Origin of the sequence: Providencia sp. R33 (assembly GCF_019343475.1) — a bacterium.
Classification (GTDB): domain Bacteria; phylum Pseudomonadota; class Gammaproteobacteria; order Enterobacterales; family Enterobacteriaceae; genus Providencia.
In genome coordinates this window covers 416,142-427,840 of record NZ_CP072453.1, presented here as the reverse complement: position 1 = coordinate 427,840, position 11,699 = coordinate 416,142, and the positions used below count along the sequence as shown (strand labels likewise).

12 protein-coding genes are annotated in these 11,699 nt (G+C 37.9%); 7 read left to right on the top strand and 5 right to left on the bottom strand.

From position 1 onward, the window contains the following. Positions 1 to 247 precede the first annotated feature (247 nt). A complete protein-coding gene (locus tag J6836_RS01970; RefSeq protein ID WP_219246310.1) occupies positions 248 to 646 on the top strand; it encodes a hypothetical protein in 399 nt (132 codons plus the stop codon). A gap of 218 nt (positions 647 to 864) precedes the next feature. Here the strand turns inward: J6836_RS01970 and J6836_RS01965 are convergent, their stop codons facing one another. Then, a complete protein-coding gene (locus J6836_RS01965; protein WP_219246308.1) occupies positions 865 to 1,119 on the bottom strand; it encodes a GDCCVxC domain-containing (seleno)protein in 255 nt (84 codons plus the stop codon). A 182-nt stretch (positions 1,120 to 1,301) separates the two neighbouring features. On the opposite strand from J6836_RS01965, the gene yegD reads away from it, so the two are divergent. Further along, on the top strand, positions 1,302 to 2,654 hold the full coding sequence (gene yegD / locus J6836_RS01960; protein WP_219246306.1) for a molecular chaperone: 1,353 nt from the start codon (positions 1,302 to 1,304) through the stop codon (positions 2,652 to 2,654). A 57-nt stretch (positions 2,655 to 2,711) separates the two neighbouring features. Here the strand turns inward: yegD and J6836_RS01955 are convergent, their stop codons facing one another. Both J6836_RS01955 and J6836_RS01950 read right to left on the bottom strand, forming a co-directional pair. Further along, positions 2,712 to 3,191: a DUF4822 domain-containing protein gene (locus J6836_RS01955; protein ID WP_206082785.1), complete on the bottom strand. Its 480-nt coding sequence runs from the start codon at positions 3,189 to 3,191 to the stop codon at positions 2,712 to 2,714. Between the two features lie 183 nt (positions 3,192 to 3,374). Further along, positions 3,375 to 4,235, bottom strand: a complete 861-nt coding sequence (locus J6836_RS01950) for a LysR family transcriptional regulator (RefSeq protein ID WP_219246304.1) — start codon at positions 4,233 to 4,235, stop codon at positions 3,375 to 3,377. Positions 4,236 to 4,345: 110 nt separating this feature from the next. Between J6836_RS01950 and J6836_RS01945 the strand changes: the two genes are divergently transcribed. From J6836_RS01945 to dmsD, 5 genes are all read left to right on the top strand, one after another. Beyond that, entirely contained in the window at positions 4,346 to 4,816 is a 471-nt protein-coding gene (locus J6836_RS01945; RefSeq protein ID WP_219246303.1) for a multidrug/biocide efflux PACE transporter, read from the top strand. Between the two features lie 543 nt (positions 4,817 to 5,359). Next, entirely contained in the window at positions 5,360 to 7,786 is a 2,427-nt protein-coding gene (ynfF, locus tag J6836_RS01940; RefSeq protein WP_219246300.1) for a selenate/tellurate reductase subunit YnfF, read from the top strand. Between the two features lie 10 nt (positions 7,787 to 7,796). Further along, positions 7,797 to 8,414, top strand: coding sequence for a DMSO/selenate family reductase complex B subunit (locus J6836_RS01935; RefSeq protein WP_219246298.1), 618 nt, complete (start codon positions 7,797 to 7,799; stop codon positions 8,412 to 8,414). A 1-nt stretch (position 8,415) separates the two neighbouring features. Next, a complete protein-coding gene (locus J6836_RS01930) occupies positions 8,416 to 9,273 on the top strand; it encodes a DmsC/YnfH family molybdoenzyme membrane anchor subunit (RefSeq protein ID WP_219246296.1) in 858 nt (285 codons plus the stop codon). A 197-nt stretch (positions 9,274 to 9,470) separates the two neighbouring features. After that, entirely contained in the window at positions 9,471 to 10,088 is a 618-nt protein-coding gene (dmsD, locus tag J6836_RS01925; protein WP_219246294.1) for a Tat proofreading chaperone DmsD, read from the top strand. A gap of 64 nt (positions 10,089 to 10,152) precedes the next feature. Here the strand turns inward: dmsD and J6836_RS01920 are convergent, their stop codons facing one another. Continuing rightward, complete coding sequence (locus tag J6836_RS01920) at positions 10,153 to 10,497, bottom strand: DUF3088 family protein (protein WP_219246292.1); 345 nt, start codon at positions 10,495 to 10,497, stop codon at positions 10,153 to 10,155. Between the two features lie 43 nt (positions 10,498 to 10,540). Then, on the bottom strand, positions 10,541 to 11,680 hold the full coding sequence (locus tag J6836_RS01915) for a trans-sulfuration enzyme family protein (protein WP_219246290.1): 1,140 nt from the start codon (positions 11,678 to 11,680) through the stop codon (positions 10,541 to 10,543). Positions 11,681 to 11,699 lie beyond the last annotated feature (19 nt).

Here is an 11,699-nt window from a genome sequence, read left to right as displayed (position 1 = left end):
TTCTCAAAAGAATGACAATTTATTTAAATGTGTAATTTTTCGTTTCTTATTGATTGTCATTATTTCCTTCCTATATTACTTAAAAAAAATTTATGCTAGATTTAATACAATCAGCATTCCTTATATATGCGCACGTAAAAAATGCAAGTAATTTAGCCATAGAACTTATATATATTACTTATTATGTATTTCTTTATTTACGTGTTCATTAGGAAAATTAAAATAACTACATATAGAAATAAACACTATGAGAAATAAAATATTTTCATTTTTAGTCGTGGGGCTTATTGCTGGCGCATCCTTCATTGGCGGCGTTGTGAGTAACTATACTCCGGATTTAGACATTGTTTCTAAATCACAAAAAGCAGTGGAAGACTTCTTAGCTTTTCCGAAGACTGCAGAATATAAAAATGTTAAATATCATGAGATAAGAGAAACTCTAGACCATGGTATGTTAGGTTATGTTTGTGGAGAAGTCCTTATTTTTACTGCACAAAACACTTATAGCTTTAAGCGATTTGTTGTTAAAACATACCTGCATCAAGATGGGCGTAATGTGGTTTCCATTCCATTAATCGACAGTGATGAGAAAGAGTTTCCAAATGATGACTTTAATATTCTTTGGAAGAAATATTGCAACAATTAACAAAACGTAAATATTTTACTCTTCTTATTTATAATTTAACTTAAATAAAAAATAAGAAACACATATATCAAATATAAACTTTATACTTAATAGCTTTAGTGATACTTAGACTTACTTTTTTTTCAAAAAAAACAACAAAGCCCATGTAACGTTAATGTGACTACTAATAGTTGGCGAACCAATTACTAAAGATCACCTACTGCCATGGGACTTTATTTTTATTTGCAACTATCTGAATTTTGGCAACAGCAAGAGGGAGAACCCATAATTGCAGCTTCTTGGATTGGTGGGCACTTAACTGAACCATAAGAGCAAAAAACGCAGCAATCCCCTTTTAGTGGTTTCAATAAAACGCCGCAATGTTTACATTCATAAAACCATTGGCATGCATCCGTTGGCATTTCTTCCGTTTCAGATTTCCCACATTCAGGGCAGGTAATTGTCGACATTAATTCTATTTGTTGGTTGCTCATTTATTCTCCGTAACATCCCAGTCTCATTATTGCTTATTTTATGAGAATAGCGTGAATTTCCCCTGATTTCCTTGAGCTAAATGCAGAACAGGATAAAAATTATTATTCTGATAGTAATTCGAAGCCGCTTGATATAAAGTCTTTCCCCTTTTTTCGTTGGTCACTTAGTTTTTGGAGGCGAGATGTTTATTGGCTTTGATTATGGAACATCCAACTGTGCTGTCGCAATAATGGAAAATGGCGTACCTAAATTATTACCTTTAGAGGGTGAGCATGCTTACATTCCATCGACGCTTTGCGCGCCAACGAGGGAATCCGTCTCTGAACATTTATTTCGCCATTGCAAAATTTCACCTTCCAATGATATAGGGCAACAAATTTTAAGAAGGTCGATAGCGTTTAACCAAGAAGAAGGCATTGATTTAGCCCCTGAAGACATTGTGTTTGGTCAAGCTGCATTGGATTTATATTTACAAGACCCTCGCGATGTCTATTACGTCAAATCGCCAAAGTCATTTTTAGGCGCATCAGGTTTACATGAAACACAAATAAGCTTTTTTGAAGATTTGGTTTGCGCCATGATGTGTAATATAAAAAATACTGCTGAAATCAGTACACAAAATCAGATTACAGATACCGTTATTGGACGACCAATTAACTTTCATGGCCGTGGGGGCGAAACGGCCAACCAGCAAGCAGAAGCTATTTTATATCGCGCAGCAAAACGGGCTGGCTTTCATAATATTGCCTTTCAATTTGAACCCGTTGCAGCGGGTTTAGAATATGAGTCAACGCTAAATAATGACCAGATAATCCTAGTCGTTGATATTGGCGGTGGAACAACCGATTGCTCATTAATTCAAATGGGGCCTAGCTACCGCGGTACTAAAGATAGAACGCAATCGTTATTAGCCCATAGTGGTCAACGTGTAGGCGGAAATGATCTTGATATTTATCTTGCCTTAAAACAGTTAATGCAATCTTTTGGCATGGAGAGCCAATCACTCTCAGGACTAAAGATGCCATTTTTGCAATTTTGGAACCCAATTGCCATTAACAATGTGGAAGCTCAAAAGGAATTTTATTCAAGGCCAAATTTATTAGCACTCACCCGCTTAAAACAAGATGCCAAAGAACCAGAAAAGATTGCTCGTTTGCTGGAAGTTTATAACCAAACATTAGGTTATAGCCTTGTTCGTAAAGCGGAAGAAGCCAAAATTGCCTTATCAAATAGCACTGAATATTTAGCGAAAATTAATCTAATGAACGAAATATTAGAAGTGAATATTCATTATGACCAAATGGTTGAGTCTATTGAATCACCCAAAAGTAAAATGATTGAACTGGTGAAAGAAGCGGTTATTCAAGGTGGTGTACAACCTGATGCCGTTTTTGTCACGGGAGGAAGTGCTCGCTCGCCGATATTACACCAAGCTATTACTCAAGAGCTTCCTAATATCCCGATTGTAAAAGGCGACGATTTTGGCTCCGTCACTGCTGGATTAGCACGTTGGGCAGAAACCTGTTTTAAATAAAAAATATTGCAATATTACGCCAAAATTAATGCCGCACTCGGCGGCATTAATTAAAAGCTATTTTTTAACTTTATGAACAATGTCAAAGTACTTATCTTTGCTATCTTGTTCAGGGTAAATACGGTAAGTATATTCTTCTGGTGTCACTGTGACGTTTTCAACAACCCGGGTAAATAATACTTCACCCTTATCATTTTTCGCCGTTAATGAACGCGTTTTTCCATTTTCATCAAACGACCAATCCCCTTTCATTTTCGGTTTACCATCGAAAGTGGTCATATTAAATGTACCATCAGGGTAATACTCAGCTAAGCCAAAGAAGTTAGCCACTTGCTTATCATCAGCGCTTACAGCTTTTTTATCTTGGTCCAACGCTTCCGTCGTTGTCCAAACTTTACCAACCATAATTTCTTCATAAGCATTTAATTTATGCTCTGCGCTCTGAGCTTGACTGACAGCTTGAGTTGTAGCGGCATGAATACCAAATGACATAGTAGATACAACAGCAAATAATGTAGGTACTAATAATTTTTTCATTTTCTTCCTCTCAATTAACGCTAACAACAGAACTTGTTTTATTTAGGTTAGCCACATGAGTCTTATTATCAAAATAGTATTACGTTTATTTACAAGATAACATTTTGTTACATGAAGTATTTAGATTTTTAATCTAAATATGATGTTCTTAATACACATTATTAATACTAAATAACACCTATATTAAACCTCTCCAGCCAATAATTTATTGATTAACCAATAGCCTGCTTTACCAGGAGGACTATTTTTAGACCAAACTAAGTCAACATCAATCTTTCGTGGCCATAAATCATAATTAAGACTGACTAACACATTATGACCAAATTGTTTAACTAACCATGTGGGTAAAATAGCCCAACCAATGCCTTGCTCTGCCATTTCCAATAGCAATAAATAATTTGGTGCTAGCCAATTTTTTTCGCTGTTAATAATCATTTGGCTGCTGCTACTCAAACGTAATTGACGAGTCATGGTTAAATGCTGGTAAGTCACCTCCTTTTCTAATGCTAAAGGATGCGTTTTTAATACATATAATCCAAGCTCACCTTGAATAGGCAGACGTGAAAAAGAAATATCGGCAGGATATTCAGTCCTCGACTCCATCATTCCAACATGAGCCTGCTGGTTTTGAATCATCTCAATAACCGCATTATTTTCTGCAATTAGAAATTCAAATTCAATATGAGGGAATTGTCTATTTAGTGTTGTTAAAATATGCTCAGCATGAGGTGGCTGATAAATATCTGAAAAAGCGCAGCTTAATTGTGGTTCTATATCAGGCGATAATTCCACTCTTAATGCTTGCAAACGCTCATCCGCTGATAATATATCTTCAACCAAGCTCAACACTTTTTTCCCTGCCAGTGTTAACGTAGATTCACGCCCTTGTCTGTCAAATAACACAAAACCCATATCATCCTCAAAACCACTTATCGTGCTACTGATCGTGGACTGACTTTTATTGAGCTTCCTTGCTGCCGCAGAGAATGATTTTAGCGATGCCGCCTCTACAAAGGTACGCAATGTTTCAATGGAATAGTTCATAAGGTATCGGTTTTATCGATGGCTGCCATTTTGTATATATAGTAAAAATCGCCAATAATTGCACCTGTTTTTTTACTAATACACTATTTTGCTATAAGTTTGAGGTTGTTATGAGCAAGTATACAAAAACATTAACTGAACGAATTTTTCACGCAGTTTCATTCGAAGTCATTGCGATTGCAATAACTGCACCGGTCAGTGCATGGGTTTTAGGACGCTCAATTTTCCAAATGGGAACAGTGGCGATCGTACTTTCCACACTCGCGATGTTATTAAACCTATTTTATAACATGCTATTTGACCGTTTTTGGCCTTTATCAAAAGGCCCAAGATCTGCAAAAGTACGTATTGCCCATGCTGTTGGCTTCGAATTAAGTTTCGTTGTTTTAGGTGTCCCAATGTTGGCTTTATTATTAAAGATGACGCTCTGGGATGCGTTTATTTTAGAAGTTGGTTTTTTTGCCTTTTTCTTATTTTATACTTATGCATTTAATCTGGTATACGATGTTTTACGTGTACGCTGGTTTGAACGTCAGGAAATGCAATCGAAAACCATTAAGCCAATAACAAAGCGCACCTAATTCCCTCAGTAACACCGAATATCAACATATTCGGTGTTATCTTTATTCTTTCTTCTATTTACCCAAACCATTCACTCTATTATTGCAAAAAACTTCTTCTAATTGATTAATAAAAAAACGAGCTTACTGTTAATACGTTTTATTGAAAATTCATATTAAAACAATAAAAAACACCTATAATAAGCCGAGTGAAATCCCTTATAAGCGGAGTCACATCACATAAATAAAGATAATTATTTATTTAGCCTATAGATAAAATATTTCTCTATTTTGCATTCAATCATTAAAAATAGAGAAATATTTTCCAATCACAACTTACCATTAACAATAAACGATTAAAGCCACAAATCACCTTAAATTAAATTCCTTTATTATCAACACATTAAAAACTTAATTTTTTTTAATGAAAATTTTTTATTACCCGTAAGTTACCACGCCATAAAATATTAATTAATTGATATTACGCAAAAAATCATCTTACTATTAGACTAAGATGATCCATTGAAAGCCATACACTTAGTATGGTCATTAAGGGTCATCTCAATGAATATAAAAAATAAACTATTAAATAGCCCTATTTCAAGGCGCAATGTCGTGAAATCTGGCGCTGCAGGTGGGTTATTTGCAGCTGTTGGTAACTTGTCTCTCCCTTTTAATGCAAAAGCAATGAATAACGCTTCTTCATCAACTTCCACTGAAGACAAAGTTGTTTGGAGTTCATGTACAGTAAACTGCGGAAGTCGTTGCTTACTTCGACTCCATGTTAAAGATGATGAAGTGTTTTGGGTCGAGTCTGATAACACAGGTAACGATGAATATGGCAACCACCAAGTTCGTGCATGTTTGCGTGGTCGTTCAATTCGTCGTCGAATGAATCACCCTGATAGATTGAAATACCCAATGAAACGCGTGGGTAAAAGAGGTGAAGGTAAATTTACCCGAATTTCATGGGAAGAAGCCCTCGATATCGTTGGCGATAGCTTGCGTGATACATTAAAAAACTATGGCAATGAGGCTGTCCACGTTTTGTATGGTACTGGTGTTGATGGCGGTAATATCACCAACTCTAACGTCCCTTATCGTTTAATGAATTCATGCGGCGGGTTTTTAAGCCGCTATGGTAGTTATAGTACCGCCCAAATTCGAGCAGGTATGAACTATCTTTATGGTTCACAGGAAGCCAACAGCCCTGATGATATTGCTAATACCAAACTTGTTGTGATGTTTGGTAATAATCCCGCTGAAACTCGAATGAGTGGTGGTGGAGTCACTTATTATGTCGAGCAAGCCCGTGAACGTTCAAATGCACGGATGATAGTGATTGACCCACGTTATAACGATACAGCTGCGGGCCGTGAAGATGAATGGCTGCCAATACGCCCAGGTACTGACGCAGCCTTAGCCGCTGCATTAGCCTACGTCATTATTACCGAAGATATGGTTGACCAAGCTTTTGTTGATAAGTATTGCGTGGGATACGATGAAAAAACACTTCCCCCTTCAGCCCCTCGTAATGGACATTATAAAGCCTATATTTTAGGTACTGGAGCTGATGGTGTGGCTAAAACACCACAGTGGGCCTCAACCATTACAGGGATCCCCGCAGATAAAATTATTAAACTCGGGCGTGAAATTGGGCAAGCTAAACCAGCTTATATCGTGCAAGGTTGGGGGCCACAGCGTCACTCAAATGGTGAACAAACCGTACGAGCCATCGCAATGCTAGCCATTATTACAGGCAATGTAGGAATTAGCGGAGGAAATTCAGGTTGTCGTGAAGGCACTTATGACTCAGGCGTTGAATGGTTCCCTATGCTCGATAACCCCGTAAAAACCCAAATTTCCGTATTTACATGGACTGATGCTATTGAGCGCGGAACAGAAATGACCGCGACTCGTGATGGCATCAAAGGAAAAGATAAGCTGGATGTGCCAATTAAATTTTTATGGTGCTATGCCAGCAATACGTTAATTAACCAACATAGCGAAATTGCACGTACTCATGAAATCTTACAAGATGACAGTAAATGCGAAATGATTGTTGGCATTGACCATTTTATGACTGCATCAGCAAAATATTGCGATATTTTACTGCCCGATTTAATGCCAACTGAGCAAGAAGATTTAATCCCTAGCGAATCCGCAGGGAACATGTCTTATATGATATTAGGGCAACCCGCCACTAGCGCGAAATTTGAACGTAAACCGATTTATGAAATTTTATCTGAAATTGCAAAACGTTTAGGTCCAGATGTTGAAAAAACCTTTACCGAAGGCCGTACTCAGCATGAATGGATTAAATACCTCTGCGAAAAAAGCCGCGAGCGTTTCCCTGACATGCCAACATATGAGGAAATGAAAACGGTTGGTATTTTCAAACATAAATGCCCGGATGAACATGTAATTGGTTTTAAAGAATTTCGTGATAACCCACAAGCTAACCCACTGAAAACGCCATCAGGAAAAATTGAAGTTTATTCGGAAGCACTCGCGGAAATTTCAAAGAATTGGGAGCTGTCCCCAGATGATGTTATCGATCCACTACCAATCTATGCAAAAGGATTTGAGGGACATCAAGACAAATTAAGCGAGAAGTACCCACTCCAAATGACAGGTTTTCACTATAAAGCCAGAACACACTCTAGCTACGGCAACATCGATATTTTAAAACAAGCTTGTCGCCAAGAAATTTGGATCAACCCTATTGATGCTAAAGCCCGTGGGATTGAACAAGGTGATATTGTGAAAGTATATAACGACAGAGGAGAAGTACATATTCCGGCCAAAGTCACACCTCGAATTATGCCTGGCGTAACAGCAATGGGCCAAGGTGCTTGGCTAGATGCGGATATGTTTGGTGCGAAAGTAGACCAAGGTGGATGTATCAACGTACTGACAACGCAGCGCCCATCACCGCTTGCGAAAGGAAATCCGCAACACACTAATTTAGTCGAAATTGCGAAACTGTAAGGAGCCCGCTATGTCACAACAATATGGTTTTTATATAGATACACAACGTTGTACGGGCTGTAAAACCTGCGAACTTGCCTGTAAAGACTTCAAAAATTTATCGACTGATGTGCATTTTCGCCGCATTTATGAATATGCAGGTGGTGACTGGACAGAGCAAAATGGTGCTTGGCAACAAAATGTTTTTTCCTATTATTTATCCATTTCTTGTAATCATTGCGACGACCCTGCCTGTGCAAAAGTCTGCCCAAGCGGTGCAATGCATAAACGTAAAGATGGATTTGTGGTCGTTGACGAAAGTGTTTGCATTGGTTGCCGTTATTGTCATATGGCTTGCCCATACGGCGCTCCACAATTCGACGCTGAAAAAGGTCATATGACTAAATGCGATGGCTGTTTTGAACGCGTCACTGAAGGTAAAAAACCGATTTGTGTTGAATCTTGCCCACTACGTGCGTTGGATTTTGGTCCCATTGATGAGCTACGTGAAAAATATGGCAATATTAATGAAATTGCCCCTCTTCCGCCCGCACATTACACCCAACCTAACATTGTTTTAAATCTTAATGCTAATTGCCGTCCTGTTGGTGATACCACGGGCTATCTCGCAAATCCGGAGGAGGTATAAAATGGGTGCTGGCTTACATGAATATCCGTTAATTCTCTTTACTGTTATTGGGCAAACAGTTGCGGGTGCTTTTATTTTAATGGCACTTGTTTTACAACTTAAACCTTCTACGCAGCAACACCACCAAATCGTGATGAGCATGTTTGGGCTATGGTTGTTAATGGGTATTGGCTTTTTATTATCCATGTTACATATGGGTTCACCATTACGCGCTTTTAATTCTATGATACGTGTAGGACATTCTGCATTAAGTAATGAAATTGTCAGCGGCGCCACCTTTTTTGCTTTAGGTGGATTATATTGGCTTATTTCATTTCTCAAAAAAATGCCTCAAGCACTTGGTCAAATTTGGTTGATTGTCACCATGTTTGCTGCGGCATTATTTATTTATGCAATTTCCCGCGTTTATCAAATTGAAACGGTACCAACATGGTTTAATCAATATGGTAGTTTGCAATTTATTCTAACGAGTTTAATTGCAGGCCCTGCCTTAGCCATTTTTCTATTACGCGTCGCTAGCTATGATATTAACAGGGTTCGTTCTTTTGCCCTCATTAGCATTGTCGGTATTATTGCAAGCTGTATTTTAGTCACCGCTCAAGGGTATGAACTCGGTTCGATTCAAAGCTCCGTACAAAAAGCCAGTCAGTTAGTTCCTGACTATGCTTCACTGATGGGATGGCGAACCGTCTGCTTATTTCTTGGTTTGGCTTTTTGGTTATACCCTCACGTTAAAATGAGAAATCCATCAGTTATCAGCTTATTGGTTGCTGTTTTGCTTGTCATATTTGGTGAGCTCATTGGCCGGGGGATTTTCTACGGTTTACATATGACCGTTGGCATGGCTGTGGCGGGTTAACGACTCTTTATGAGGGGGATACTTTCCCCCTCTTCTCGTTGCCAATATTTAGTTTCTCGTTATGGAGGTAAAAAAATCAAAAAATCAATATGTTGTTATCAATACAAACGAGTATAATCTAAAGTCTACCCTTCAATTTTATTAAAATTCAAATAGTTCAGCCATTTTAGTGAAATTAAAAAACGAAGCGAATCAGTATGGAACAAAAACAATTAGATGACATGTCTCTGTGCACCCAAACGTTAGGCGCACTATTTTCATATGACCCTTCAGACCCTCGTGTTAACAGGCTCATTACGTTATTTAGCACAAGCGAGTGGCTAACCGAATGGCCTCTCACTGCACATTATGATTGCCAACGGATTGATCGGTTATTTCAAGGCCAAGCTAAGCAGTCTGAATCACTAAAAGAAGCCTATGAGCGGTTATTTATTGGCCCTAATGCGCTCCCTGCTCCGCCTTGGGGCTCAGTCTATCTTGATAAAGAAAATGTTTTATTTGGTATTTCAACTCTTGAACTAAGAGCGTGGTTACGTAACAACCAAATTAATATTGAATTAAATTCCAGTGAGCCAGAAGACCATGTGGGGTTATTGTTTTTATTAACGGCATGGGTCATCCAAAATAAACCTGAACTACTGAATGATTTATTGGAAATTCATTTTTTACCATGGGTATATCGTTACTTGGAGAAAATGCAATTAGAAAGTGGCTGTGATTTTTATGAAGGCGCTGCGTTATTGGCAACAGAAACCTTAAAATACTTGCAAAAAGAAGCCCAATTAACACCAGCAAATAAAGAACTTCATCTGTAATCTCTTGGTATTATTATTTATTCAATGGAAAGCGCCCTATAAAACATTAGGGCGCTAGTCTTAATTATGGATGTTTCTTAGCGATATGATAAGTATCCACTAAGAAATCAATGATTTGGTTTAAATCAGAAATATAAGCCGTATTTTTATAACAGCCTGTTTGGTAAGAAGAAGTTATACCTTCAGGCAATATTAAAGCAGGTAGAGATTGATTTGCTTCACCACAAAGGCTCACTAACTCTTCTCGCGGTTTCTCGAAAGGAATATAGCTTACCTCAATAAAATTGGCTAAATTCGGATTCTTGGCCAGTATTCCCTCTAGCATTGTACAATCTGGGCAAAAAAAGGTTTCGCCTTGGTAATTTTTGTCCGAAAAGCCCATATCTAAAAGATACAATTTACATTTCATTGTCTTACCTATTTTAGTGAGGAATAAAAATTAAGCCTTCTGGCTATAACGTCGATAACGCGTTATCTAAATCCGCCAATAAATCACTAATATCTTCACAACCAACCGAAAAACGTAGCAACCCATCTGTTACACCTTGTGCAATTCGTTCCTCTTCAGGGATACAAGCATGGGACATAATCTTAGGATAAGAAATAATTGACTCAATTCCCCCTAAGCTAACGGCGACCAATGGAATACGAATCGCATCTAAAAATAATTTCACATTCTTTTCATTACCTAAATCAAAGGATACAACCATTCCGCCATTTTTAGATTGCTGCATATGAATGTGGTGATTTGGATGTGAAACTAAACCTGGATAAAATACTGTTTTTACCTTCGAATGCTGGTTCAGATATTCTGCAAGCTTTTGCGCATTTTCACTAGAACGCTCAACTCGCATTGCCATTGATTTTAAACCGCGCATTGTCAGCCAACTATCGAATGGTGCTGCAATACTGCCAATAGCCACCGCGGATTTGTGTAGCCATTTTGCATATTCGGCGTTATTTGTCGCAACCGTCCCTAAAATAACGTCACTGTGCCCATTAATAAATTTGGTGGCGCTGTTAATAGAAAAATCGATACCCAGTGAAATCACATCTGACAACAACGGCGTCATAAACGTATTATCACATACGGTGATTAAATTATTCTTTTTTGCCAAGCCAATAACTGCATTTAAATCTGTGACTTGCAGTGTCGGGTTAGATGGTGTTTCAATGTAGAATGCCTTGGTATTTTCTTGTATTGCTTCTGCATAGTTTTTAGGGTCTGTCGCATCAACAAATGTCACTGAAATACCATAGCGAGGTAAAAATTCAGTCATTAACTGAAAAGTGCCGCCATAAATATTTTTGCAGGCAATTATATGATCTCCCTGACTAAACCCTAATAGGACCGCACTAATTGCAGCCATACCCGATGAAAAAACCTCAGAAAATTGCGCATTCTCAATTGAGCAAATAGCTTCGCTTAGTGCATCACGAGTTGGATTTGAAAAACGCGAATAAATATACGCATAATTTTCTTCAATATTACTTTGCGAATAAGTTGACGATTGGTACAAAGGAATAGATGAACTTCCCGTATATTTATCCGTCATTGGGTAACCGTGTATAACTTTAGTATTAATCTTCATAGGTACATCACATTCTTAA

Excerpts from the sequence above, each read along its gene's own strand:
- J6836_RS01915 (WP_219246290.1), bottom strand. The coding sequence starts at position 11,680 with ATGAAGATTAATACTAAAGTTATACACGGTTACCCAATGACGGATAAA.
- J6836_RS01965 (WP_219246308.1), bottom strand. The coding sequence starts at position 1,119 with ATGAGCAACCAACAAATAGAATTAATGTCGACAATTACCTGCCCTGAA.
- dmsD (WP_219246294.1), top strand. The coding sequence starts at position 9,471 with ATGGAACAAAAACAATTAGATGACATGTCTCTGTGCACCCAAACGTTA.
- J6836_RS01950 (WP_219246304.1), bottom strand. The coding sequence starts at position 4,235 with ATGAACTATTCCATTGAAACATTGCGTACCTTTGTAGAGGCGGCATCG.
- J6836_RS01945 (WP_219246303.1), top strand. The coding sequence starts at position 4,346 with ATGAGCAAGTATACAAAAACATTAACTGAACGAATTTTTCACGCAGTT.
- J6836_RS01930 (WP_219246296.1), top strand. The coding sequence starts at position 8,416 with ATGGGTGCTGGCTTACATGAATATCCGTTAATTCTCTTTACTGTTATT.
- J6836_RS01920 (WP_219246292.1), bottom strand. The coding sequence starts at position 10,497 with ATGAAATGTAAATTGTATCTTTTAGATATGGGCTTTTCGGACAAAAAT.
- J6836_RS01955 (WP_206082785.1), bottom strand. The coding sequence starts at position 3,191 with ATGAAAAAATTATTAGTACCTACATTATTTGCTGTTGTATCTACTATG.
- ynfF (WP_219246300.1), top strand. The coding sequence starts at position 5,360 with ATGAATATAAAAAATAAACTATTAAATAGCCCTATTTCAAGGCGCAAT.
- J6836_RS01935 (WP_219246298.1), top strand. The coding sequence starts at position 7,797 with ATGTCACAACAATATGGTTTTTATATAGATACACAACGTTGTACGGGC.
- yegD (WP_219246306.1), top strand. The coding sequence starts at position 1,302 with ATGTTTATTGGCTTTGATTATGGAACATCCAACTGTGCTGTCGCAATA.
- J6836_RS01970 (WP_219246310.1), top strand. The coding sequence starts at position 248 with ATGAGAAATAAAATATTTTCATTTTTAGTCGTGGGGCTTATTGCTGGC.